The 22477-nt window shown below is 66.8% G+C and carries 24 protein-coding genes; 14 read left to right on the top strand and 10 right to left on the bottom strand.

Annotated elements, in window-relative coordinates:
- Positions 1-43: 43 nt before the first annotated feature.
- Positions 44-2920 (bottom strand): 2-oxoglutarate dehydrogenase E1 component, encoded by a 2877-nt coding sequence (locus tag ABUE11_RS07095; protein ID WP_367068348.1) that lies wholly within the window; start codon positions 2918-2920, stop codon positions 44-46.
- Positions 2921-3125: 205 nt separating this feature from the next.
- Here ABUE11_RS07095 and ABUE11_RS07090 point away from each other — a divergent pair, with 205 nt between their 5' ends.
- The gene (locus ABUE11_RS07090) at positions 3126-4184 is read left to right on the top strand and encodes an AI-2E family transporter (protein WP_367068347.1); all 1059 of its coding nucleotides are present in this window, start codon (positions 3126-3128) and stop codon (positions 4182-4184) included.
- Positions 4185-4253: 69 nt separating this feature from the next.
- Here the strand turns inward: ABUE11_RS07090 and ABUE11_RS07085 are convergent, their stop codons facing one another.
- Genes ABUE11_RS07085 through ABUE11_RS07075 form a run of 3 tightly spaced genes read right to left on the bottom strand, consistent with a single transcriptional unit; the run spans position 4254 to position 7024 of the window.
- Positions 4254-5240 (bottom strand): tripartite tricarboxylate transporter substrate binding protein, encoded by a 987-nt coding sequence (locus ABUE11_RS07085; RefSeq protein WP_367068346.1) that lies wholly within the window; start codon positions 5238-5240, stop codon positions 4254-4256.
- Between the two features lie 54 nt (positions 5241-5294).
- Entirely contained in the window at positions 5295-5657 is a 363-nt protein-coding gene (locus tag ABUE11_RS07080) for a hypothetical protein (protein ID WP_367068345.1), read from the bottom strand.
- Positions 5658-5671: 14 nt separating this feature from the next.
- Positions 5672-7024, bottom strand: a complete 1353-nt coding sequence (locus ABUE11_RS07075) for an acyclic terpene utilization AtuA family protein (protein ID WP_367068344.1) — start codon at positions 7022-7024, stop codon at positions 5672-5674.
- A 93-nt stretch (positions 7025-7117) separates the two neighbouring features.
- Here ABUE11_RS07075 and ABUE11_RS07070 point away from each other — a divergent pair, with 93 nt between their 5' ends.
- Both ABUE11_RS07070 and ABUE11_RS07065 read left to right on the top strand, forming a co-directional pair.
- Positions 7118-8032: a LysR family transcriptional regulator gene (locus ABUE11_RS07070; RefSeq protein WP_367068343.1), complete on the top strand. Its 915-nt coding sequence runs from the start codon at positions 7118-7120 to the stop codon at positions 8030-8032.
- A gap of 134 nt (positions 8033-8166) precedes the next feature.
- Positions 8167-9033, top strand: a complete 867-nt coding sequence (locus ABUE11_RS07065; protein ID WP_367068342.1) for a universal stress protein — start codon at positions 8167-8169, stop codon at positions 9031-9033.
- Between the two features lie 147 nt (positions 9034-9180).
- Here ABUE11_RS07065 and aceA read toward each other — a convergent pair whose 3' ends face one another.
- Positions 9181-10512: an isocitrate lyase gene (gene aceA / locus ABUE11_RS07060; protein WP_367068341.1), complete on the bottom strand. Its 1332-nt coding sequence runs from the start codon at positions 10510-10512 to the stop codon at positions 9181-9183.
- A 343-nt stretch (positions 10513-10855) separates the two neighbouring features.
- On the opposite strand from aceA, the gene ABUE11_RS07055 reads away from it, so the two are divergent.
- The gene (locus ABUE11_RS07055; RefSeq protein WP_367068773.1) at positions 10856-11788 is read left to right on the top strand and encodes a DMT family transporter; all 933 of its coding nucleotides are present in this window, start codon (positions 10856-10858) and stop codon (positions 11786-11788) included.
- A gap of 14 nt (positions 11789-11802) precedes the next feature.
- On the opposite strand, the gene rraA is transcribed toward ABUE11_RS07055, so the two are convergent.
- The gene (gene rraA, locus ABUE11_RS07050; protein WP_367068340.1) at positions 11803-12306 is read right to left on the bottom strand and encodes a ribonuclease E activity regulator RraA; all 504 of its coding nucleotides are present in this window, start codon (positions 12304-12306) and stop codon (positions 11803-11805) included.
- A 259-nt stretch (positions 12307-12565) separates the two neighbouring features.
- On the opposite strand from rraA, the gene ABUE11_RS07045 reads away from it, so the two are divergent.
- The 6 genes from ABUE11_RS07045 to ABUE11_RS07020 all read left to right on the top strand — a co-directional run bounded on the left by ABUE11_RS07045 (position 12566) and on the right by ABUE11_RS07020 (position 15612).
- On the top strand, positions 12566-12856 hold the full coding sequence (locus tag ABUE11_RS07045) for an SWIB/MDM2 domain-containing protein (protein WP_317703036.1): 291 nt from the start codon (positions 12566-12568) through the stop codon (positions 12854-12856).
- Positions 12857-13042: 186 nt separating this feature from the next.
- The gene (locus tag ABUE11_RS07040; RefSeq protein WP_367068339.1) at positions 13043-13315 is read left to right on the top strand and encodes a (2Fe-2S)-binding protein; all 273 of its coding nucleotides are present in this window, start codon (positions 13043-13045) and stop codon (positions 13313-13315) included.
- 107 nt (positions 13316-13422) lie between these two features.
- Positions 13423-14136, top strand: a complete 714-nt coding sequence (locus ABUE11_RS07035; protein ID WP_367068338.1) for a TonB family protein — start codon at positions 13423-13425, stop codon at positions 14134-14136.
- A 15-nt stretch (positions 14137-14151) separates the two neighbouring features.
- Positions 14152-14871 carry a MotA/TolQ/ExbB proton channel family protein gene (locus ABUE11_RS07030; protein ID WP_367068337.1) on the top strand — a complete coding sequence of 240 codons (720 nt, stop codon included), beginning with the start codon at positions 14152-14154 and terminating at the stop codon, positions 14869-14871.
- A 5-nt stretch (positions 14872-14876) separates the two neighbouring features.
- Positions 14877-15287, top strand: coding sequence for a biopolymer transporter ExbD (locus ABUE11_RS07025; RefSeq protein ID WP_367068336.1), 411 nt, complete (start codon positions 14877-14879; stop codon positions 15285-15287).
- 157 nt (positions 15288-15444) lie between these two features.
- The gene (locus tag ABUE11_RS07020) at positions 15445-15612 is read left to right on the top strand and encodes a hemin uptake protein HemP (RefSeq protein ID WP_367068772.1); all 168 of its coding nucleotides are present in this window, start codon (positions 15445-15447) and stop codon (positions 15610-15612) included.
- Positions 15613-15832: 220 nt separating this feature from the next.
- Here the strand turns inward: ABUE11_RS07020 and ABUE11_RS07015 are convergent, their stop codons facing one another.
- Positions 15833-16240: a heme-binding protein gene (locus tag ABUE11_RS07015; RefSeq protein ID WP_367068335.1), complete on the bottom strand. Its 408-nt coding sequence runs from the start codon at positions 16238-16240 to the stop codon at positions 15833-15835.
- Between the two features lie 224 nt (positions 16241-16464).
- On the opposite strand from ABUE11_RS07015, the gene ABUE11_RS07010 reads away from it, so the two are divergent.
- Both ABUE11_RS07010 and ABUE11_RS07005 read left to right on the top strand, forming a co-directional pair.
- The gene (locus tag ABUE11_RS07010; RefSeq protein ID WP_367068334.1) at positions 16465-17157 is read left to right on the top strand and encodes a Bax inhibitor-1/YccA family protein; all 693 of its coding nucleotides are present in this window, start codon (positions 16465-16467) and stop codon (positions 17155-17157) included.
- Between the two features lie 96 nt (positions 17158-17253).
- Entirely contained in the window at positions 17254-17640 is a 387-nt protein-coding gene (locus ABUE11_RS07005; protein ID WP_367068333.1) for a hypothetical protein, read from the top strand.
- A 70-nt stretch (positions 17641-17710) separates the two neighbouring features.
- On the opposite strand, the gene rlmD is transcribed toward ABUE11_RS07005, so the two are convergent.
- From rlmD to ABUE11_RS06990, 3 genes are read right to left on the bottom strand one after another with little or no spacing between them, the layout of a single operon-like run.
- The gene (rlmD, locus tag ABUE11_RS07000) at positions 17711-19165 is read right to left on the bottom strand and encodes a 23S rRNA (uracil(1939)-C(5))-methyltransferase RlmD (RefSeq protein WP_367068332.1); all 1455 of its coding nucleotides are present in this window, start codon (positions 19163-19165) and stop codon (positions 17711-17713) included.
- A gap of 33 nt (positions 19166-19198) precedes the next feature.
- A complete protein-coding gene (locus ABUE11_RS06995) occupies positions 19199-19513 on the bottom strand; it encodes a hypothetical protein (protein ID WP_367068331.1) in 315 nt (104 codons plus the stop codon).
- A 35-nt stretch (positions 19514-19548) separates the two neighbouring features.
- Complete coding sequence (locus ABUE11_RS06990; protein WP_367068330.1) at positions 19549-20196, bottom strand: 2'-5' RNA ligase family protein; 648 nt, start codon at positions 20194-20196, stop codon at positions 19549-19551.
- 350 nt (positions 20197-20546) lie between these two features.
- On the opposite strand from ABUE11_RS06990, the gene dsrO reads away from it, so the two are divergent.
- Both dsrO and nrfD read left to right on the top strand, forming a co-directional pair.
- Complete coding sequence (dsrO, locus tag ABUE11_RS06985) at positions 20547-21338, top strand: sulfate reduction electron transfer complex DsrMKJOP subunit DsrO (protein ID WP_367068329.1); 792 nt, start codon at positions 20547-20549, stop codon at positions 21336-21338.
- A gap of 12 nt (positions 21339-21350) precedes the next feature.
- A complete protein-coding gene (nrfD, locus tag ABUE11_RS06980) occupies positions 21351-22394 on the top strand; it encodes an NrfD/PsrC family molybdoenzyme membrane anchor subunit (RefSeq protein ID WP_367068328.1) in 1044 nt (347 codons plus the stop codon).
- Positions 22395-22477 lie beyond the last annotated feature (83 nt).

The raw sequence follows: 22477 nt of genomic DNA, 5'->3' as shown, positions 1-22477 counted from the left end.
CTTTCCAAAAAGTGTTCTGTTCTGAATGAGCGCGTGGGTGGCCTTACTTGGTCAGGACAAAACCCTTGAGCTTGGCGAAGGCGGCCTCGATCAAGGCCTTCTGCTGGTCCTGGTGCAGGTGGGCGTAGCCGACGGCGGGCGATGCCGATGCGGCGCGGCCCGCGTAGCCCAGCTTCTGGCCATCGAGCATGTTCTCGTGGATGTTGTGCTGGATGAAGAACCAGGCGCCCTGGTTCTGCGGCTCGTCCTGGCACCACACGATGTCGGTGGCATTCGGGTACTTCTTGAGCTCGGCCGCAAAGGCCTTGTGCGGGAACGGGTAGAGCTGCTCGACGCGGACGATGGCCACGTCGCTGCGCTCGGCCTCGGTGCGCTTCTTCACGAGGTCGTAGTACACCTTGCCCGAGCAGGCGATGACGCGCTTGACCTTGGCGGCGTTCTTGACAATCGCCTCGTCGCGCTCGCCCAGCACGGTCTGGAAGCCCCCCTTGGTGAACTCGGACAGTGGCGAGGTCGCGTCCTTGTTGCGCAGCAGGCTCTTGGGCGTGAAGATGACCAGGGGCTTGCGCAGGTTGCGCACCATCTGACGACGCAGCACGTGGAAGATCTGGCTCGCCGTGGTCGGCTGCACGATCTGCATGTTGGCGTCGGCCGCCAGCTGCATGAAGCGCTCCAGGCGCGCCGAGCTGTGCTCGGGGCCCTGGCCCTCGTAGCCGTGCGGCAGCATCAGCGTGATGCCGTTCACACGGCCCCACTTGACCTCGCCCGAGGCGATGAACTGGTCGATCACCACCTGCGCGCCGTTGGCGAAGTCACCGAACTGCGCCTCCCAGATCACGAGGGTGTTGGGGTCGTTGGAGGCGTAGCCATATTCGTAGGCCAGCACGGCCTCCTCGGACAGGATGGAGTCGATGACGGTGAACGGAGCCTGGTTCTCGGCCACATTCGACAGCGGCACGTAGGTGCCCTCGTCCCACTTCTCGCGCTTCTGGTCGTGGATCACGGCATGGCGGTGCGTGAACGTGCCGCGACCGCTGTCCTCGCCCGACAGGCGCACGGGGTAGCCGCTGGCCACCAGCGATGCAAAGGCCATGTGCTCGCCCATGCCCCAGTCCACGTTGTGCTCACCGCGGCCCATGGCGGCGCGGTCGTCGAGCACCTTCTTGACCAGCATGTGCGGCGTGACGCTCTCGGGAATGGTGGTGATGCGCTCGGCCAGGCGCTTCCACTCGGTCAGCGGGATGGCGGTGTCGCCCGCATCGGTCCAGGTCTTGCCCAGGAACGGGCTCCAGTCCACGGCGTACTTGCTCTTGAAATTGGTCAGCACCGGGTCGATGGTGTGCTTGCCCTCGTCCATGGCCGCGCGATAGGCCTTGGCCATGTCGTCGCCCAGCGTCGCGCCCAGACCTTGCGCTGCCAACTTGTCGGCGTAGAGCTTGCGCGTGCCGGGGTGGGCCGCGATTTTCTTGTACATCAGCGGCTGGGTGAGCATGGGGGTGTCCTGCTCGTTGTGGCCCAGCTTGCGATAGCAGATGATGTCCACCACCACGTCGTTGGAGAACTCCATGCGGTACTCCAGCGCCAGCTGCATGCACAGCGCGACGGCCTCGGGGTCGTCGCCGTTCACGTGCAGCACGGGCGCCTCGATCATCTTCACGATGTCGGTGCAGTACAGCGTGGAGCGCAGGTCGCGCGGGTCGCTGGTGGTAAAGCCGATCTGGTTGTTGATGATGATGTGCACCGTGCCGCCCGTGGTGTAGCCACGGGTCTGCGACAGCGCCAGCGTTTCCTGGTTCACGCCCTGGCCGCCGAAGGCCGAGTCGCCGTGCACCAGCACCGGCAGCACCTGCTTGCCCTTGGGGTCGGCGCGGCGGTCCATGCGCGAGCGTACCGAGCCCTCGACCACGGGGTTGACGATCTCCAGGTGCGAGGGGTTGAAGGCCAGCGACAGGTGCACCGGGCCGCCGGGGGTGGAGACATCCGACGAGAAGCCCTGGTGGTACTTCACGTCACCCGCGGGCAGATCCTCGGGGGCCGTGTGGTCGAACTCGGCAAACAGCTCCTTGGGCATCTTGCCCAGGGTGTTGACCAGCACGTTCAGGCGACCGCGGTGGGCCATGCCGATGACGATTTCCTGCACGCCCTTGCCGCCCGCGGCCTGGATCAGCTCGTCCATGGCGGCGATGAAGGACTCGCCCCCTTCGAGCGAGAAGCGCTTCTGGCCCACGTACTTGGTGTGCAGATAGCGCTCCAGCCCCTCGGCGGCCGTGAGACGGTCAAGGATGCGCTTCTTCTTCTCGGCATCGAACTGCGGCTTGGTGCGGATGCTTTCGAGCTTTTGCTGCCACCAGCGCTTCTTCACCTGGTCGGTGGCGTACATGTATTCGGCGCCGACGGTGCCGCAATAGGTCTCGCGCAGGGCATTGAGCAGCTCGCGCAGCGGCATCTTGTCCTTGCCGAAGAAGGTGTTGCTGGTGTCGAACACCGTCTCCTGATCGGCATCGGCAAAGCCGTAGAAGGACGGCTCGAGCTCGGGAATCTGGGGACGCTCGGCGCGCTTCAAGGGGTCGAGATCGGCCCAGCGTGCGCCGACGTTGCGGTAGGCGGCGATGAGCTGCTGCACGGCCGTGCGCTTGCGGCCCATTTCAGCGTCGGTGCTGGCGACGACGACCTTGGTGCCGCCGGCCTTGGCGCGCTCGGCAAAGGCATTGATGACGGGCATGTGCGGCACGTCGCGCGCGTCGCTACCGTCGACGGCGGGCACATGTTGAAGTGCGTCAAAGTACTCGCGCCAGGAATCGGGCACGCTACCGGGGTTGGCCAGGTAGTTCTCGTACATCTCCTCGACATAGGGCGCATTGCCGCCGAAGAGGTAAGTGTTGCCTTGGTAGGCTTGGTAAACGGACGATGTCTCGCTCATGCTTCGCTGACCTCTGCTTCCCTGAGGGAAGCTTTAGTTGGTTGACAAACCTTCCGCGACACGGCTGAACCGTTTTGCGGATGCGACTGTGGCTGGGAAGGGGCCTGGGTGCGGGCGGTATTGTGCCACTGAACGCACAGGAAGTATCGGCCGCGGGCCGGTAACGTCGCTTACAGTCGGGGGCCCTGCCCGCCCTGGCCCCGACATGCATCCGCTACCGCTCCAAAACCGCACCCTGCTGCTGCTGCTCGCAGCCGTGACCCTGGCCTTTGGGGCCATCCTGTGGCCGCTGCATGGCGCCGTGTTCTGGGGGGTGGTGCTGGCCATACTGTTCATGCCGCTGCATCGCCGGCTGCTGCTGCGCATGCCGCGCCGGCGCAACCTCGCGGCGTTCATCACACTGTGCATCTGCCTGGTGATCGTCATCCTGCCCATGGCGCTCATCGGCATCTCGCTGGTGCAGGAGGCCAGCGTGGCCTACGAGCGCGTGCGCTCGGGTCAGCTGAACTTCGGCGCCTACCTGCAGCAGGTGCTGGCCGCCCTGCCCGACTGGGTGCTGGATCTGCTCGACCGCTTTCACCTGACCTCCATGGCCGAGCTGCAGGAGCGCCTGACGGCCGTGGGCGCCCAGGCCAGCCAGTTCCTGGCCACCAAGGCGCTCGATGTCGGGCAGAACACGCTGCAGTTCATCGTGAGCTTCGGCGTGATGCTGTATCTGCTGTTCTTCCTGCTGCGCGACGGACGCCAGCTGGCCGCGCGCATCCGCCAGGCGATACCGCTGGACGCCGAGCACAAGAACCAGCTCGCGCGCAAGTTCACCACCGTGATCCGCGCCACCGTCAAGGGCAACATCGTCGTCGCGGCGTCGCAGGGCGCTTTGGGCGGACTCATCTTCTGGATCCTGGACATCCAGGGGCCGGTGATGTGGGGCGTGCTCATGGCCTTTCTGTCGCTGCTGCCGGCCGTGGGCGCGAGCCTGATCTGGGGCCCCGTGGCCATTTACTTCTTGGCCACCGGCGCCATCGGCCAGGCCACCATCCTGACGGCCTACGGCGTCGGCGTCATCGGCCTGGTGGACAACCTGCTGCGCCCGCTGCTGGTGGGCAAGGACACGAAGATGCCCGACTACGTGGTGCTGATCTCCACGCTCGGCGGCATGGCGCTGTTCGGCCTTACGGGCTTCGTCATCGGCCCAGCCATCGCGGCGCTGTTCATGGCCACCTGGGACCTGTTCGCGCCCGCTGGCGAGACGCACGACTCCTGAAATCAGAGCTGCTCACGCTTGTCCAGCGGGCGCTGGAGGCCGATTTGACTCAAACTCCAGAGCCGACGCTCATTCAGGTTCAATGCCCGCGGCCTTGATGACCTTGCCCCATTTCTGGGTCTCGGCGGCCTGGAACCTGGCGAGCTCTTCGGGCGTGCTGGTCCAGGCCTCGGAGCCCGCGTTGTCGAAGAACGACTTGGCCGCGGCGCTCTTGGTGGCATGGGCCAGCAGCTCGTTCAGGCGCGCCACCACGGGGGCCGGCGTGCCGGCGGGCACGTAGGCTGCGAACCAGTAGCCCATGTCATAGCCCTTGACGCCGGCCTCGGCGATGGTGGGCACGTCCGGCAGCTGGGCGCCGCGCTTTTGCGTGGAGTAGCCGAGCGCACGCAGCTTGCCGGCCTTGATCTGCGGCACGCCCGTGGAGGTGTCGGTGATCATCATGTCGATCTGCCCGCCGAGCAGATCGGTGATGGCCAGCGGATTGCTCTTGTAGGGCACATGCAGGATGTCCACATGGGCGAGCTGCTTGAGCATCTCGCCGGCCATGCGGCTCGACGAGCTGCCGCTGCCGAAGCTGAGCTTGCCGGGCTCCTTCTTCGCGGCGGCCAGCAGCTCGCCCAGGTTCTTGTAGGGCGCGCTGGCATTGACGACCAGCACCTGCCCGCCCTTGCCCAGGCCGGTGACGGGGGCAAAGTCCTTCACCGGGTCGTAGGACAGCTTCTTGTACAGATGGACGTTGGCCGCATGCGTGGTGTTGGTGGTGATGAGCACGGTGTAGCCATCGGGCGCGGCCTTGGCCGCGGCCTGCGCGGCGATCATGCCGCTGGCGCCGGCCTTGTTGTCCACCACCACGGGCTGCTTGGTGTCGGTGGTGACGGACTGGCCCAGGGCGCGCGCGAGCTGGTCGGTGGCGCTGCCCGCGGCAAACGGCACGATGAAGGTGATGGCCTTGGCCGGATAGGCGGGCGCCTGGGCGCTGGCCGTGCCGGCCAGGGCCAGGGCGAGCGTGGCGGCGGCGCCAGCCAGGGCACGGCGGCGATCGATGGATGCGGTCATGTTGTCTCCTTGGTTGGATGTGGTGAATGAAACAGGGGAATTGCGCGCCCCGCGTCAGCCGGGGCCGGCCAGGTGCTGCGCGAGCGCCGCGGGCACCTGCACGGTCAGGTCCAGCAGCAGAAAGGACAGGGCCTTGCCGTGGCTGTCGAGGTTGAGCGCGTCGTTCACGCCCCCGTCGAGCACGCCGTCGAGCACGAAGTTCATGGCCTGGAGTTCGGGCAGCAGATAGCGCGTGACGCGGCTGGGCCGGCGCAGCGCGAACTGCTGGGCCACGGCCTCCTCGGTGACCTGATCCACAAGCAGATCCCAGAGCGCGGGATGCCAGGCGATCACGCTGATGTTGGAGCGGTTGCCCTTGTCGCCCGTGCGGCCATGGGCCAGGCGGTACAGGGGGACGGTCAGAACGGTATCGGTCATGGTGGCTATGCCTTTCAATCGAGCAGCGTGAAGCCCGTGGAAACCGCCGCGCGCGGCACCAGGCAGGAGACGGTGCCCAGGCGCGGCCGCATGGCGGTGCGCACGCCGCCGCCGCCGGCCGGGCCGGCGCAGTACAGCGCCGTCACCTCGCGCACCAGGCGCTGGGCGCTGGCATGGTCCTGGTGCTGCAGGGCCACGCGCAGGCGCACGTCGCGCGCGTCGCCGGGGGCATGGGCCTCGCGCCAGCGCCCGGCATCGTCGGCAAACACGCTGGAGACGCCGATCAGGTCGATGCGCAGCGGCGCCACGCCCGCCAGGCGCTCGCGCAGCACCTCGCCGGCCAGGCGGGCACGCGCCTCGGCGCGGGCGCCCGCATACGATATTTCGCCCTCGGCGAACCAGCCCGATTCGAAGCACACGTTGACCTTGAGCGACGGCGGCCGCTCGTGGCCGCGCACGCCGTCGAGGCGCACGCGATCGGCGCCGGCCTGGGCGACACGTGCCTGCGTGATGTCGGCCACCACGTCGGGGGTGAGGTAGGCGGCCGGGTCATGCAGCTCGTACAACAGCTGCTCCTTGACGGTGCGCTCGTCCACGCGCCCCCCCGTGCCCGCGGGCTTGGTGATGGTGCAGTGGCCGTCCGCATCGATCTCGGCGATGGGGTAGCCCAGGCGCGCCAGGCTAGGCACGTCCTTGTAGCCGGGGTCGGCAAAGTAGCCGCCCGTGACCTGCGAGCCGCATTCGAGCAGGTGGCCGGCCATGGTGGCGCGCGCCAGCCGGTCCCAGTCGTCCATGCTCCAGCCGAAATGCGCCAGCGCCGGGCCCAGCACCAGCGAGGGATCGGCCACGCGGCCGCAGACCACCACGTCGGCGCCCGCGCGCAGAGCCTGGGCGATGGGCTCTGCGCCGATGTAGGCGTTGGCGCTGGCGATGGGCTGGGTGGGCATGTCCTGGCCCAGGGCCTGGGCCAGCAGCGCGCGGTGCTCCGGGCTGCTCAGGTCGTCGCCATGCACCACGGCCACGCGCGGGCGGCGCGCGCCCAGCTCCTGCGCCAGGCGCTGGATGTGCTGCGCCGCCCCGCGCGGGTTGGCCGCACCGAAGTTGCTCACGATGCGCACGCCATGCCGCAGGCATTGGGCGAGCACCGGGCGCAGCAGGTCGTCGAGCAGCGGCTCGTAGCCCGCGTCCGGGTTGGCGCGGCGCGCGAGCTGGGCCAGCGCCAGCGTGCGCTCGGCCAGGGTCTCGAAGATCAGCACCGCGGGGCGGCCACTGTCGACCAGGGCCTGCACGACGGGCGCGGCGGCATCGACTCGGTCGCCGGAGAAGCCGGCCGCGCAGCCTATGAGCAAGGGAGAAGGGTTGGCCATGGCGTGTCCTTGGTGTGTCTCTTGAGGCGCACTGTAGGCGCGTCGGGTTATTCTGTGAAATAGATTGTCAGGATCAATTCATCGAATATTCAAATGAATATCTCCTCGCGCCAGATCGACGCCTTTCTCGCCCTGGCCGCGCAGCGCAGCTTCACGCGCGCCGCGGCGCAATGCCATCTGTCGCAGCCGGCGTTCAGCGCTCTGATCCGCGCGCTGGAGGACGACCTGGGCCTGCGCCTGTTCGACCGCAGCACACGCCACGTGGGCCTGACGGCCGAGGGCGAGAACTTCCACGCCTCGGCGCTGCGCATCCGCGCCGAGGTGGACGCGGCCCTGGCCGCCATGCGCGACGCGGCCCAGCTGCGCCGCGGGCGCGTGGCCATCGCGCTGCTGCCCTCACTCGCCGCGGGCTGGCTGCCGGGCGTGCTCGCGGGCTTTCACGCCAGGCACCCGGGCGTGGAGCTGGACATCTCCGACGTGCTGTCCGAGCCCTGCATCGACCTCGTGTCCACCGGTCGTGCCGACTTCGCGCTGGCCGCGATACGCGCCGACACGCCCGAGCTGCAGGCCGAGCCCTTTTGCCAGGACGGCTTTCACCTCGTATGCAGGGCCGACCACCCGCTGGCCACCCAGCCCCTGCCCGGCGGCGCCGCGCAGCTGCGCATGCTGGCGCAATGGCCGTTCATCCACCTGGCGCGGCACAGCAGCGTGCGCCAGTATCTGGAGGCGAGCTTTCACCCCCATGTGATGCGCACGCTGATGGAGGTCGAGCAGCTGGCCACCGTCACGGGCATGGTGCGCGCGGGGCTGGGCATCAGCGTGGTGCCCACGTTCACGCTGTTTCACTTCCAGTACCCCGACCTCGTGACGCGGCCGCTGACATTGCCCGGCCTCACGCGCCACATCTACCTGGTGCGCCGGCGCGACCGCGGGCTGTCGGTGGCGGCGCAGGCGCTGTACGAGGCGATGCGGGAACAACACCCTCGCCAGAATCAGCAAAAACAGTAGCTGCCAGCGCTTTCCCAGCAAGGTCTGGAGCAACTTTTTGCCAAGATCCAGTGGAACCATGGTGATCCCTGACTGGCAGGCACGCCGCGACGATGCCACACTCAAACCATGACCCAGCGTGAAGGAGCGACTCCATGAGCCACCATGACACCGTGTACGCCTGCCTCGACGGTCTGGCGACCACTCATGCCGTGGTGGACGGCGCCTTCTGGGCCGCGCAGCGCGTGCAGGCGCCCATGGCTCTGCTGCACGCGCTCGAGCGGCCCGAACCCATGCCGCCCGTGGGCGACTACAGCGGCGTGATCGGCATGGGTGCGCAGGACGTGCTGCTGCAGCGCCTGAACACCCTGGACGAGGAGCGCGTGCAGGTCGCGCAGGAGGCCGCGCGCCGCATGCTCGATGAGGCCCGGACGCGCGTGGACACCAGCAGCATCCCCTCGCTGCAGGTGCTGCTGCGCCATGGCGATCTGACCGATGTGCTGCTCGAGCACGAGCCGCAGGCACGGCTGTTCGTCCTCGGGCGCCGTCACCGCGCCAGCGCGGCGCGCAGGCTGCGCCTGGACCACCGCGTGGAGAGCGTGATCCGCAACGTGCGCCAGCCCGTGATGGTGATGACCACGCCCGAGTTCATCCCGCCCCAGGGCTTCGTCGTCGCCTTCGACGCCAGCGCCACCGCGCTGCGCGCCGTGGACGCCGTGGCGCGCAGCCCGCTGCTGCGCGGCATGCCGGGCCTGCTGGCCATGGCGGGCGAGCCCTCGGCCGATGCCCTGCAGCAGATGCAGGCGGCCCAGGCCCAGCTGCAGCAGGCGGGCTTTGCGATCGACACCCAGGTCGTGCCCGGCCTGCCCGAGGAGGCCCTGCCCGCCCTGCTTCAGGCGCGCGGCAACTGGCTGCTGGTGCTGGGCGCCTACGGCCATTCGCGCATACGCCAGCTCATCGTGGGCAGCACCACCACGGCCCTGCTGCGACTGTGCACGGTGCCGGTCGTGGTGCTGCGCTGAAAGCTACAACTTAGATAGTGGGTCGCGCTTTGTACAAGGGCGCTGCGCGGCGATTTCGCCCTTGAAACGGGAAATAACAAGGCGCCCCTGAGGGCGCCCTGGACTGGAGCCTGGGCGGCCGGTAGGGCCGCCCCGTTGCGCGTCGGATCAGTGGAACTGCTCTTCCTCGGTGGAGCCGGTCAGGGCCTTCACGGAAGACGAACCGCCCTGGATCACGGTGGTCACGTCGTCGAAGTAACCCGCGCCCACTTCCTGCTGGTGCGACACGAAGGTGTAGCCCTGCTCGCGAGCGGCGAATTCCGGCTCCTGGATCATCTCCACGTAGTGCTTCATGCCTTCGCCGCGGGCGTAGGCGTGGGCGAACTTGAAGGTGTTGTACCAGTTGCTGTGGATGCCGGCCAGCGTGATGAACTGGTACTTGTAGCCCAGCGCGGACAGCTCGTCCTGGAACTTGGCGATGGTCGCGTCGTCCAGGTTCTTCTTCCAGTTGAAGGAAGGCGAGCAGTTGTAGGACAGCAGCTTGCCGGGGCAGGCGGCGTGCACGGCCTGTGCGAACTCGCGGGCAAAGCCGAGGTCGGGCGTGCCGGTCTCGCACCACACCAGGTCGGCATAGGGCGCGTAGGCCACGCCACGGCTGATGGCCTGCTCGAGGCCGTTGCGCACACGGTAGAAGCCTTCTTGCGTGCGCTCGCCCGTCAGGAAGGGCTTGTCGTTGGCGTCATGGTCGCTGGTGATCAGGTTGGCGGCCTCGGCGTCGGTACGCGCCAGGATCAGCGTGGGCACGCCCATCACGTCGGCGGCAAAGCGCGCGGCGATCAGCTTCTCGATGGCCTCCTGCGTGGGCACGAGCACCTTGCCGCCCATGTGGCCGCACTTCTTCACGGCAGCGAGCTGGTCCTCGAAGTGCACGCCGGCTGCGCCCGCGGCAATCATGTTCTTCATGAGCTCGAAGGCGTTGAGCACGCCGCCGAAGCCGGCCTCTGCGTCGGCCACGATGGGCAGGAAGTAGTCGATGAACTCCTTGTCGCCGGGGTTGATGCCGCGGCCCCACTGGATTTCGTCGGCGCGCTTGAAGGTGTTGTTGATGCGGCGCACCATCGTGGGCACCGAGTCATAGGCGTACAGCGACTGGTCGGGGTACATGGTCTCGGACGTGTTGCCGTCGGCGGCGACCTGCCAGCCCGACAGGTACACGGCCTCCAGGCCCGCCTTGGCCTGCTGCATGGCCTGGCCGGCGGTGATGGCGCCGAAGGCGTTCACATAGCCCTTCTTGGCACCGCCGTTGACCTTCTCCCACAGCTTGGCGGCGCCGCGCTGGGCCAGCGTGTACTCGGGCTGCAGGCTGCCGCGCAGGCGCACCACGTCAGCCGCGGAGTAGCCGCGCTTGACGGACTTCCAACGGGGGTTCTGTGCCCAGTCCTTCTCCAGGGCTGCGACTTGTTGCTCACGGCTCAGTTGTGCGTTCAGCGTGTTCGACATGGTGACTCTCCATGAAAGGTTGAGGGATCGGCGGACACCGTATCCGGCGTCCTTGGGCATTACTTTAAGTCTTCTATAAGACTGCGCCAAGCTCTTATGTCTTATATAAGAGATAAATTTTTTCCTTGCATATCAATGTGTTATGCATCAATTCCTGCATTGCAAAAATTGGCTTCTCATATTGAGAAAAATCACCGCCGCTCTCACGGCCTTCAAGTTCACCATGAGAAATGACACTTTCACAAAGCGAAAAAATTCACCGTCGTGCGCTGCGCATGACCCACAGACCACACAGGCCCTCGTCTGACGGCATGATGTGCGGCTTTGAGCGCCCCTCGTGAACATTCCCAGCCGCCCCATTGCCTATCTGTGCCTGGCCCTCAGCATGTCGCTGGTGGGCAGCTATGTGGCGCTCTCCAAGCCTCTGGCCGCCACTTTCCCGGTGCTGCTGCTGGCCTGGATGCGCTTTGGCATCGGCGGCGTGGCCATGCTGGGCTGGCTCAGAAAGCCCGCCGACGAGCCCGCGCTGGCGCCGCAGACGCGCGCGCTGCTGTTCCTGCAGTCGCTGCTGGGCAACTTTCTGTTCACCGTCTGCATGATCTATGGCGTCAGCCTCACCAGCGCCACCTCGGCCGGGGTGATCATGGCCTGCATTCCCGCCTGCGTGGCCGTGATGAGCTGGCTGTTCCTGCGTGAGCGCGTGAACGCGCGCACCTGGGTGGCCGTGGCCTGCGCGGTGTTGGGCATTGCGCTGTTCGCACTCGCCAAACCTGAGCAGGCCGCGCACGCGGCGGCGTCCTCGGCCTCCGCTCAGGCGAATCTGCAGTGGCTCGGATACCTGCTGCTGCTGTGCGCCTCGGTGTGCGAGGCGGCCTACTCGGTCATCGGCAAGAAGCTCACCGCCAGCCTGGGCCCCAAGCGCATCACCTCGCTCATCAACCTCTGGGGCTTTGCGCTGTCCACGCCGTTCGGCCTGTATCTGATGCGGGACTTCGACTTTGCCACCGTGCCCTGGGGCATGTGGCTGCTGCTGGTGCTGTACGCACTGGCGGCATGCATGTGGACGGTGTGGCTGTGGATGACCGGGCTGCGCGCCGTGCCGGCCGCGCAGGGAGGCGTGTTCACCGTGCTGCTGCCCGTGAGCGCCGCCCTGGTGGGGGTGCTGGCGCTCGGCGAGCGCTTCACGCCGCTGCAGCTGCTGGCGTTTGGCCTGGCGCTGGCCAGCGTGGTGCTGGCCACCCTGCCCTCACGGCTGGCGCTGCGCGTGGGGCGCTGACCGGCGCGCGGCCGTCAGGGCAGCTCGCGCGAGCTGACCACGATGCCGTCGGCATCGGCATAGAGCCAGTCGCCCGGCCGCACCCACACGCCCTGGATCTGCACTGCGACCTCGCTCAGACCCTCGCCGCGCTTCTCGGTGGGCAGAGGCATGAGCGCCAGCGCGCGTATGCCAATCTGCTCGACCGCAAGCTCGGCCACGTCACGCACACAGCCGTTGACGACGATGCCTGCCCAGCCATTGCGTGCGGCGCTGGCCGCGAGGTTGCCGCCCACGAGGGCGCGGCGCAGCGAGGCGCCACCGTCGACCACCAGCACCCGGCCCTGGCCCGGCTGCTCCACGGCGGCCTTGACCAGGGTGTTGTCCTCGAAACACTTGACGGTGCTCACCGGCCCATGAAAGGCCGTGACCGCGCCGTAGCACTGAAACACAGGGGGGAGCACCCAGAAGGTGCCGCTGTCGTCGCCCTTGTGGGCATCGCACAGGTCACAGGTACTGATGGGCGCAGTGTTTGTCATGGGTGAGTCTCGTTGGTAACAGACAGAGGGGAGAGGCTGTCGCGGCCACCGCGGCGCGACGGCGCATTATGTGCGCGCCGACAGCGCATTCCGCAGCCCCGGGGCGGCCGCGCGGCACGACCCAGCACCGAGGATGGCGCAGCAAAAAAGTAACGCCTTCCCTTGGAATGGCGTTTTTTTCACAGTAGCATCGCCCGAACCAGTGAAGCAGCTGATTTCTCGCTGGCATCATCTTTCACTTCCGCAAGGATCAAACAACATGGCAACTGCTAAGACCGCGCCCGCAGCTCCGGCGAAGAAGCGCACCCCCAATGCCGCCTTCATGAAGCCCCTGACCCCCAGCCCCGCCCTGGCTGCCGTGGTGGGCGCCACCCCGCTGCCGCGCACGGAAATCATCAGCAAGCTGTGGGTCTACATCAAGGCCCACAATCTGCAGGACGCGGCCAACAAGCGCATGATCAACGCCGACGCCAAGCTCAAGGAAGTGTTTGGCAAGCCGCAGGTCTCGATGTTCGAGATGGCCGGCCTGATCGGCAAGCATGTCAAGTAAGCACCCCTCGCGGATGCTTCGGGTCACGCCGAGGCAGTGACTCGCAGAAAGAACCGGCACCTGGTGCCGGTTTTTTTTTGGCCGTTGCGGCGGTTTCCTACTCAACAGCAGGGATACAGATCGCAAATGCGATGGATTCTCATTTATACTGTGAGCACTATTTCAACAGCCTGTCCGCCCCGCACCATGATCGTCTGTGTCTGCCGCCGTGTTTCCGACCGCGAGATTGCACGCCATGCGCGCGCGGGAATGAGCTTTGATGAAATCCAGTTCGAGCTTGGCGTGGCAACCCAATGCGGACGCTGTGAGGATTGCGCGCGCGACGTCGTCGCGCAATGCTGCTCCAGCGCGCCGATGGCGGCCCTGCGCAAGGAAGGCACATCTGACGGCGCGGCTGCGTCCATGGCTTCACCCCAAGGTGTGTCATGCTCCTGCTCGCAAGCCTCGCTGCAAGCCTGATCGTCGTTCTGTGTTCGGCCTGGTGGATCCTGCGTAAGTAGAGCCAGGATTTCACTGCTTTTTTGGCCTTTACCCCAGGCTGCACAAGCGCTGGGAGCTATCAATTTATGTCTTTCTCCGATCGCTATGACGCACCGCGCGGCCTGAGCCGCAATTCCGTGATCGTGTTGTCCGTCATAGCGCTGCATGTGGCGGTAGGCTGGGCCCTGCAGTCTGGTCTGGCGCGCAAGGCCGTGGAGGTCATCATCCCGGCACAGGTCCTGAGCGAATTTCTCACGCCCGAGCCACCGGCGCCGCCCGCGCCCCCCGCTCCACCGGCTCCGCCGCCCCCGAAGCCCACTCCGCCCACACCGCGGCCGGCGCCGCCCAAGCCCGCACCCAAGAAGCCCACGCCGGCGCCCTTGCCCGCGGCGATCGCGGATCCCACACCCGCGCCCGCCGCGCCCCTGGGCGCCATCGAGCCGCAGCCGGCTGCCAAGCCCGTGGAAAGCGCACCCGTCATCGCTGCCGCACCCGCGGCGCCACCGGCACCCGCCATCGTCCAGCCCAGCAGCGACGCCAGCCACCTGAACAACCCCAAGCCCGTCTATCCGGCCGTCAGCAAGCGCCTGGGCGAACAGGGCAAGGTCGTGCTGCGCGTGCTCATCGGCACCGACGGGTTGCCGCAAAAGGTCGAGATCAAACAGTCCAGTGGCTTCGAGCGCCTGGATCGTCAGGCGGTCGATACCGTCTCGCGCTGGCGCTTCGTGCCCGGCACGCGCAACGGCGTGCCCGAGGCCATGTGGTACCTGCAACCCATCAATTTCGTTCTCCAACACTAGACTTCGGGAGTTTTCATGGAATCGCACTTCGGCATCGCCAACGTCTGGATACAAGGCGACCTCGTCACACGTGCCGTCGCGGTGCTGCTGCTGGCCATGTCGCTGGCATCGTGGATCGTCATCCTCATCAAGGCACTGGACATCATCAGGTACAAGAAGCACGCACGCCAGGCGCGTGACTTCTGGCACAGCGAGGACTTCGCGGCCGGCCTGACCAAGCTTGGATCAGACCCCTCCAACCCCTTCCGCCATCTTGCGCTCGAAGGCCGCGAGGCGACCGCACACCACCGCAACACCCAGGCCCATCTGCACGACAGCCTGGATGTGAGCGACTGGGTCACGCGCTGCCTGCGCAACTGCATCGATGAATTCACCGCCCGCCTGCAATCGGGTCTTGCCATCCTGGCATCGGTGGGCTCCACGGCCCCGTTCATCGGCCTGTTCGGCACCGTCTGGGGCATCTACCACGCGCTCGTGGCCATCGGCGCCTCCGGCCAGTCCACCATCGACAAGGTGGCCGGCCCGATTGGCGAGGCACTGATCATGACCGCCCTGGGCCTGGCCGTGGCCATCCCCGCCGTGCTGGGCTACAACGCCCTGGTGCGCGGCAACAAGTCCATCCTCAGCAGCCTCAACAGCTTTGCCCATGACCTGCATGCCTACTTCGTGACCGGCGCCCGCGTCACCGTGCACGGCGACGGCGCGGCCAAGGTGCTGCCCATCAAGAAAGGCTGATTGCCATGGCCTTCGGTACCCAGGACGACGCCGATGAGGTGATGAACGAGATCAACATGACGCCCCTGGTGGACGTCATGCTGGTGCTGCTCATCATCTTCATCATCACCGTGCCCGTGATGAAGCATGCCGTACCCGTGGACCTGCCGCGCGCGTCCAACGAGCGCGAGGTCATCAAGCCCGAAACCATACGCCTGTCGGTGACGGCGGACGGCAAGTACCACTGGAACGAGACCAGCATCAGCGACGAGGAGCTGGAGCCGCGTCTGCAGGCCGAGGCGCGCAAGGATCCGCAGCCCGATCTGCATATCCGCGGCGACAAGGACGTGCGCTATGAGCGCGTGGCCCAGGCCATGTCCGCGGCGCAGCGCGCCGGCGTGCGCAAGATCGGCTTTGTGACCGACCCGTCGCAATAGGCGGTCCGCAATCGGCTCCCAGCAGGCAATGCATTCAAAGGCAAAAAAAGTCGAAGAAATCGCTTGACGCACAAATGATAATGATTATCATTAGCGCAAATTCAACGAATTCACCAACACCATGCACACCCAGTTGACCACCACGCCCGCCTCGCGCATGTTCAACACCGCAGCCCATCACAGTGCGGTATCGGCTCAGACGGGTGGCCTGGCACTCGACAGCCGCAACCTGCTGCGCGGCAACAAGACAGTGACCATCGTGCACAACGGCGCCAGCTACCGGCTGCAGGCCACCAAGCTCGGCAAGCTGATCCTGACCAAATAGAGTTTCATCGTGGGGCGACTCCCGGACCTCGGTCCAAAGGGTCGTATTTGCCAGCCAACGGGTCTGCCCGCGTAGCCAGGCTTTTTTTCCCACCCAGTGCAATGCAAAAAAAGCCGGCCATTCATGGCCGGCTTTTTTTTGTTGGCCCAATCAGGCTCCAACGCTTGCCTGTCAAGTGCAGAAAGCTATGCAATCTGCAGCAAGAACAGGCGCGCCGTCATCACAGTCCGATGGCCGCGATGCCTGCTCGGGCGATCTGCGCGTCCTCGTTGGACTTCACGCCGCTCACGCCCACGGCACCCAGGCACTGGCCATCCTTGAGGATGGGCACGCCGCCCTCGAGCATGCCCTGCAGCGCGGGCGCACTCAGGAACGAGGTGCGGCCGCCGTTGATGACATCCTCGTAGCCCTTGCTCTCACGCCGCCCCAGGGCCGCGGTATGGGCCTTGGCGGGCGCGATATGGGCGGAGACGGCCGGCGCGCCATCGAGGCGCTGCAGCCACAGCAGGTGGCCGCCGTCATCGACGATGGCAATGGTCACGGCCCATCGGTTCTTCAGCGCCTCGGCCTCGGCGGCGGCGGCGATCAGCTTCACGTCGGCCAGTTCAAGCTCGGGTTTGGTTTTCATGTGAAAAATCCTGAAATGAGTCAAGGGAACACGCGCACCCCTGCGGCGCGCGCAAGCCCAGGGAGCATAGCCCCGTCGGGCCGCGCGAATGAACCTTTGCAGGGCAAAAGAATCCATCCGTTTTGGTAAGGGATGCGCCCGGACATTGCACGGTGGTCCCGTCACCCGCATCTAGAATGCCCCGTCCCGCCATACCGGCCGAACATTACAGGAGGACCCATCTCATGAACCTGCCACTCACCCAAGCCCGCACCGCGGGCTACGCACTGTCGCAGGAGCAGCGCAACCGCGTGCTGCGCAACACCTACTGGCTGCTGGCATTGAGCCTGCTGCCCACGGTGCTGGGCGCATGGCTGGGCGTGGCCACGGGCATCACCGCATCGCTGCGCGGGGGCCTGGGGCTGATCGTCTTCCTCGGCGGCGCCTTCGGCTTCATGTACGCCATCGAGAAGACCAAGAACTCCGCCGCGGGCGTGGCCGTGCTGCTGGGCTTCACCTTCTTCATGGGGCTGATGCTCTCGCGCCTGATCGGCATGGTGCTGGGCTTCAAGAACGGCAGCGAACTGATCATGACCGCCTTTGCCGGCACGGCGGGCGTGTTCTTCGTCATGGCCAGCCTGGCCACCGTGATCAAGCGCGACCTCTCGGGCATGGGCAAATGGCTGTTCGTGGGCGCGCTGGTGCTCATGGTGGGCGCCATCGTCAACGTGTTCGTCGGCTCGACGGCCGGCATGATGGCCATCTCGGTGGCCGCCATCGGCATCTTCAGCGCCTACATGCTGTATGACCTCAAGCAGATTCTGGACGGCGGCGAGACCAACTACATCAGCGCCACGCTGGCCCTGTATCTGGACCTGTTCAACGTGTTCCAGAGCCTGCTGGCCCTGCTCGGCATCATGGGCGGCGAACGCGACTGAGGGCGCTCTGCATCACCCCCGAAGCCCCGGACCGCCGGGGCTTTTTTGTGCCCGGCGGGCTCAACTTGTGCCCGCGCTGGCCGATAAGAGCTGTACATGATGTCCCTGCACCGTCCCCCTCGCCTTGCCGCCGGCCTGCGTGCGGCCTGTGCCGCGGCCGCCCTGCTGTCGCTGGCCGGCTGCGAGATTCCCGGCCTGGGGCCGGATCCACGCGCCCTGCAGCGCGAGGCCGAGGCCAAGGCCATAGGCGGCGCCTGTCGACACGCAATGCGCGGGCTGGAGGACTGCTACACCTTGAACCCCAAGGCCTCCAAGGCCCAGGTGTTCGCGGGCTGGAAGGAGATGGACCAGTACATGCGCGAGAACAAGATCGAGGGCACGCCCTCGGTGCTCACGCAACTGGAGAAAAAGCCTGCCGTCCCCGCTCGGAGCGCCGACGATGAGGCAGAGGAATCACCCCGCAGCGCCCGCAATCGCGGTTGAGAGCATATTTTGATAGCTGCTCGCGCTTGCCAGTCAAGCGCTGCAGCCACAAAACAGCCTCAATCCGCCCTCAATCCGCCCGCTCGAACACCGCCATGCTCTCCACATGCGCCGTGTGCGGGAACATGTTGACCACGCCCGCCGCGCTGCAACGGTAGCCCGCCTGGTGCACCAGCAGGCCGGCGTCGCGCGCCAGGGTGGCGGGGTTGCAGCTCACGTAGACGATGCGCCTGGGCGGCTGCCAGGCCTCATGGCCGGCGGGCAGCGGCGGCGCCTCGGGTGCGCCCAGGCGCGCCTGGTGGATGTCGGCCAGGGCCTTGGACAGGGCGAACGCGCCCTCGCGCGGCGGGTCGACCAGCCATTTGTCGGCCATGCCGTCGGCAATCAGCGTCTCGGGCGTCATCTCGAACAGGTTGCGTGCAACAAAATTGGTAGCAGCCAGCGCTTGCCCTTCCTGCCTTTGAGCCTGATTTTTTACATAGTTTTCGCGTGAGCGGGCGACCAGCGCCTCGCTGCCCTCCACGCCCAGCACCTCGCGCGCCTGGGTGGCGATGGGCAGGGTGAAGTTGCCCAGGCCGCAGAACCAGTCGATCACGCGCTCGCTCTTGCGCGCATCGAGCAGGCGCAGCGCGCGCGTGACCAGCACGCGGTTGATGTGCGGGTTCACCTGGGTGAAGTCCGTGGGCTTGAAGGGCATGGTGATGCCAAAGTCCGGCAGCCCGTAGGCGAGCTGCGCGCCGCCCTCGTCGAGCAGGTGCACCGTGTCCGGCCCCTTGGGCTGCAGCCACCATTGCACGCCATGTTGGGCGGCGAAGTCGCGCAGCCTTTGCTTGTCGCCGTCGGACAGCGGCTCCAGGTGGCGCAGCACCAGGGCCGTGACCTCGTCGCCGCAGGCCAGCTCGATCTGCGGGCAGATGTCGCGCGCCTGCATGTCCTGGATGAGCGCGCGCAACGGCATGAGCATGGCGTCCACATGCGGCGGCAGGATCTTGCAGGTCTGCATGTCGGCGATGTAGCGGCTCTTGCGCTCGTGAAAGCCGACGAGCACCGTGCCCTTCTTGGGCACGTAGCGCACCGACAGGCGCGCGCGATAGCGGTAGCCCCAGGCGGGGCCGGCGATGGGGCGCAGAATGGTCTCGGCCCTGACCTTGGCCAGATGCCAGAGGTTGTCCTCGAGCACGCGCTGCTTCATGGCCACCTGGGCGCCGGCATCGAGATGCTGCATCTTGCAGCCGCCGCAGGCGCCCGCGTGCAGGCCGAAATGCGGGCAGCCGGGCCGCACGCGCTGGCTCGATTCGCGGTGGATGGCGGTCAGGCTCGCCTGCTCCCAGTTGTTCTTCTTGCGGTGGGTGTTGGCGCTGACCAGCTCGGTGGGCAGTGCGCCGTCGATGAACACGACCTTGCCGTCGCTCCTGCGGGCGACGCCCTGGGCGTCCATGTCCATGGAGGTGACTTCAAGCCAGCCGGGCGGCAGGTCGTGCGTGGGTTCGGGGGGCAGTGGGGTTGCTGTTGTGGGGTCGCTCATGGCCCCGATTGTCTCAGGGCCGGGGGCGGTCGTTCAGCGTCGCTCGCCCGCCTGGGCGGGCTTGGCAGCGGGCACGGCCGCGGCGCGGGCGCCGCCGCTGCGCGGCAGCTGGTGGATCTCGAGCTCGCAGCCCTGGCTGTCGAGCGAGAACACCAGCGTGCCGCCCGGCGCGATCTGCGCCACCGTTTCATGCAACGGGCGCGACAGATCGACGGGCGGCGTCTGCGCGCGGTAGACGATCTGCTTGTTGGCGTCATAGACCACATAGCAGGCGGCGCTGGCGCCATGGGCGAACAGGCCGGCGGACAGCGCGGCGGCGCACGCCGCGACAAGACGGGTGGCTCTCATGGTTTCCCTCCTTCTGGTGATGTGTACGAACGCGATTATTGCGAAGCGGCCGCCAGGGGCCATTCGCCGAGCAGCTCATAGGGCCCGGGCGAGCCGCGCCGGTTGTGCAGCAGCGCGAAGCTGCGCACCGTCCAGCACAGCGGCGTGACGGCCTGCTCCGGTACGGCCTGGCGGCTGTAGCACAGCGTCATGTGCGGCGTGACATGAGGCACCGCGCCCTGCGGCCACAGGGCCGCGTGCAGCGCGGCATGAAGGGCGAAAAAGCCCGCATGCACGGCATCAGACCCGCAGAGCACGCAGGGGCGCCGCAGCCCCGGCGCGCGCGCAAAGCTCCGCGCCCGGTCCAGCCGCAGCCCCGGCGCGCGCGCAAAGCTCCGCGCCCGGTCCAGCCGCAGCCCAAAGGGCTGCGCCCGCACGCTCGCCGCGGCCGCGCGTGCCCAGGCCAGCCGCTGGTCCGACAGGGCGGGCTCCCAACCGAGCGACATCAGCGTGACATGCAGGCGCTCGCCGCGCACCCGGGCCTGCAGCGCGTGGCGCGCAATCAGCGACTCGCCCAGGGCCGTCGCCTGGCGCACGCAATCGGCATCCGGCAGCAGGGCAAAGAACAGATGGTGCACGAGCGCGCCCTCCTGGCCCTGCATCGGGCCCGCCGGCGGCCGTGGAATATCGCGAGGAATATGCATGGAGCCAATGTAGCGTGCCCATGCAGGCCTGCCCAGGGCGCCCCGACCAAACAACCCGCATTGCAGTGCGCGCGACCGCATTCTTCTGCAAACAGCCCGCAGAAAAATATCCCGCGATTATCTTGCCAACCAAGAAACTCCAACAACGGCAGCCCCCTGCGAGCTGCAGCCATTATCCGACCGCCCTAACGGAGATTGCTTAATGATTCATTAATAAACCAATGAGAAAATGAAAGTTTTATTAAAAATATCCATCATCACATAATGGGCGGCGACTTGATATTTCTCAATCTTTGATTTTCTCCGCGACCGGGATAATGCCAAAGCACAACAAATATTCCAATATTCCTATGGCAAATACTCCTCAACCCAATCCCCGGGCGTCGTCACCACAGGCCGACAAGCGCGGCTTTCTCAAGGAACTCATCGGCATGGCCACGGCCTTTGGTCTGGCCACCACCGCCACCCCGGCCGCCGCCCTGCCCGGCGACCAGCCCGCACGCCGGCCCGGCATGACCGGCAAGCGCTGGGGCATGCTGGTGGACATTCGCAAATGCATCGGCTGCCAGGCCTGCACCGTGAGCTGCTCGGTCGAGAACCAGCCGCCCATAGGCCAGTTCCGCACCACGGTGCTGCAGTACGAGGTCGATCGCCCCAACCAGGCCCCGGCCATGGTCAGCCTGCCGCGCCTGTGCAACCACTGCGAGGAGCCGCCCTGCGTGCCCGTCTGCCCGGTGCAGGCGACGTTCCAGCGCGAGGACGGCATCGTGCTGGTGGACAACGAGCGCTGCGTGGGCTGCGGCTACTGCGTGCAGGCCTGCCCGTATGACGCGCGCTTTATCAACCACGAAACGCAGACCGCCGACAAATGCACCTTCTGCGAGCACCGGCTTGAGGCCGGCCTGCTGCCCGCCTGCGTCGAGAGCTGCGTGGGCGGCGCGCGCGTGATCGGCGACCTTCATGATCCGCACAGCGAAATCAACCGTCGCATGGCCGAGCACAACCGGACGCACCCGGGCGAGATCAAGGTGCTCAAGCCCGGCATGAAAACCGCGCCGCGCGTGTTCTACATCGGCCTGCCCGATGAGTTTGTCAACGGCGTCGACGGCCAGGCCAGCGTGCGCCTGGTGTCCGACCACTGAAGGAGTGCCACCATGCAGATCATCGAACTCCTGACCCCCGCCTACGAAGCCGCCTGGCTGCCCTGGGCCGTGCAGTATTTCTTTCTGGCCGGCGTGGCCACGGGCGCCGCGCTGCTGGGCGCGGCCTGCGCGTTTGCGCCGCAGGGCAGCCGCCTGGCGCGGCTCACCCCGGTGGTGATATTTACGCTGGCCATTGCCGCCATTGCCGCGCCCGTGTCGCTGCTGGCCGACCTGCACCAACCGGGGCGTTTCTGGCACTTTTACGCCCACTTCACGCCCTGGTCGTGGATGTCGATCGGCTCTCTGCTGCTGCCCGCCTTCGTCACACTGTCCCTGGCCCTGTGCGCGAGCTGGTGGCTGGGGCGATCGGGCTGGATGCGGCTGATTGCCCCGCTGCTCGTGCTGTCGGCGCTCACCATCGTGGTCTATACCGGGGCCGAGGTCATGGTCGTGCGCGCCCGCCCACTGTGGAACACGGCCTGGCTGCCGATCAACCTGGCGCTCACCGGGTGGCTGGCCGCCGCCGGCGTGATGTTCATCGTCGAGCGCTTTTTGCCCCCTGCCCTGCGCCCGCAGGACGACGCGCTGCAGCTCTTGCGCACCGTCGCGCTCGCCCTGGCCGGGGCATTGGCCTTGGCGACAGTGAGCTGGGCCGCACTGGGGATGGCCACAGGTGCGCCCTCGGTCATGGCCGCGGCACGCCTGTGGGGGGACTTTCCGGTCTGGCGCTGGGGCATGGTGCTCTCCGCCCTGGGCGGTATCGCGGTGCTGGCCGTGCTGCTGGCGGGCAGGACGCGCATCGCCTGCCCCTACTACCGCATCGTGCTTGGCCTCTTGCTGGCGGGCAGCGCCTGGGCCTTCCGCTGGGCGCTGTTCATGAGTGTGCAGGGCGTGCCCAAGTTTGGCGCCGGGCTGTACCTCTACACCATGCCGCTGGGCGGCGACGGGCTGCTGGGCATCGTCGGCGTGGCCGGTCTGTGCGTGGCCCTGGTGGCGCTGGCCAGCTGGGCGCTGGAGCTGTTTCCGGCACGCCAGACCAGGCCCGCCACCGTATGAATTGAAGCAAAAACCGACTCCAAGGCTTAACCAGAAAGCGCGGGCAGCTATCAAAAACAACACATCTGCTGCCGCGCTTGCCA

Origin of the sequence: Oryzisolibacter sp. LB2S (genome assembly GCF_040732315.1) — a bacterium.
Taxonomy (GTDB): Bacteria; Pseudomonadota; Gammaproteobacteria; order Burkholderiales; family Burkholderiaceae_C; genus Alicycliphilus; species Alicycliphilus soli.
This window is presented reverse-complemented; position numbering and strand designations above follow the sequence as displayed.

Bases quoted from the DNA above. Each gene is read 5' to 3' on its own strand.
- ABUE11_RS07095 (WP_367068348.1), bottom strand. From the start codon at position 2,920: ATGAGCGAGACATCGTCCGTTTACCAAGCCTACCAAGGCAACACTTAC.
- ABUE11_RS07090 (WP_367068347.1), top strand. From the start codon at position 3,126: ATGCATCCGCTACCGCTCCAAAACCGCACCCTGCTGCTGCTGCTCGCA.
- ABUE11_RS07085 (WP_367068346.1), bottom strand. From the start codon at position 5,240: ATGACCGCATCCATCGATCGCCGCCGTGCCCTGGCTGGCGCCGCCGCC.
- ABUE11_RS07080 (WP_367068345.1), bottom strand. From the start codon at position 5,657: ATGACCGATACCGTTCTGACCGTCCCCCTGTACCGCCTGGCCCATGGC.
- ABUE11_RS07075 (WP_367068344.1), bottom strand. From the start codon at position 7,024: ATGGCCAACCCTTCTCCCTTGCTCATAGGCTGCGCGGCCGGCTTCTCC.
- ABUE11_RS07070 (WP_367068343.1), top strand. From the start codon at position 7,118: ATGAATATCTCCTCGCGCCAGATCGACGCCTTTCTCGCCCTGGCCGCG.
- ABUE11_RS07065 (WP_367068342.1), top strand. From the start codon at position 8,167: ATGAGCCACCATGACACCGTGTACGCCTGCCTCGACGGTCTGGCGACC.
- aceA (WP_367068341.1), bottom strand. From the start codon at position 10,512: ATGTCGAACACGCTGAACGCACAACTGAGCCGTGAGCAACAAGTCGCA.
- rraA (WP_367068340.1), bottom strand. From the start codon at position 12,306: ATGACAAACACTGCGCCCATCAGTACCTGTGACCTGTGCGATGCCCAC.
- ABUE11_RS07045 (WP_317703036.1), top strand. From the start codon at position 12,566: ATGGCAACTGCTAAGACCGCGCCCGCAGCTCCGGCGAAGAAGCGCACC.
- ABUE11_RS07040 (WP_367068339.1), top strand. From the start codon at position 13,043: ATGATCGTCTGTGTCTGCCGCCGTGTTTCCGACCGCGAGATTGCACGC.
- ABUE11_RS07035 (WP_367068338.1), top strand. From the start codon at position 13,423: ATGTCTTTCTCCGATCGCTATGACGCACCGCGCGGCCTGAGCCGCAAT.
- ABUE11_RS07030 (WP_367068337.1), top strand. From the start codon at position 14,152: ATGGAATCGCACTTCGGCATCGCCAACGTCTGGATACAAGGCGACCTC.
- ABUE11_RS07025 (WP_367068336.1), top strand. From the start codon at position 14,877: ATGGCCTTCGGTACCCAGGACGACGCCGATGAGGTGATGAACGAGATC.
- ABUE11_RS07020 (WP_367068772.1), top strand. From the start codon at position 15,445: ATGTTCAACACCGCAGCCCATCACAGTGCGGTATCGGCTCAGACGGGT.
- ABUE11_RS07015 (WP_367068335.1), bottom strand. From the start codon at position 16,240: ATGAAAACCAAACCCGAGCTTGAACTGGCCGACGTGAAGCTGATCGCC.
- ABUE11_RS07010 (WP_367068334.1), top strand. From the start codon at position 16,465: ATGAACCTGCCACTCACCCAAGCCCGCACCGCGGGCTACGCACTGTCG.
- ABUE11_RS07005 (WP_367068333.1), top strand. From the start codon at position 17,254: ATGATGTCCCTGCACCGTCCCCCTCGCCTTGCCGCCGGCCTGCGTGCG.
- rlmD (WP_367068332.1), bottom strand. From the start codon at position 19,165: ATGAGCGACCCCACAACAGCAACCCCACTGCCCCCCGAACCCACGCAC.
- ABUE11_RS06995 (WP_367068331.1), bottom strand. From the start codon at position 19,513: ATGAGAGCCACCCGTCTTGTCGCGGCGTGCGCCGCCGCGCTGTCCGCC.
- ABUE11_RS06990 (WP_367068330.1), bottom strand. From the start codon at position 20,196: ATGCATATTCCTCGCGATATTCCACGGCCGCCGGCGGGCCCGATGCAG.
- dsrO (WP_367068329.1), top strand. From the start codon at position 20,547: ATGGCAAATACTCCTCAACCCAATCCCCGGGCGTCGTCACCACAGGCC.
- nrfD (WP_367068328.1), top strand. From the start codon at position 21,351: ATGCAGATCATCGAACTCCTGACCCCCGCCTACGAAGCCGCCTGGCTG.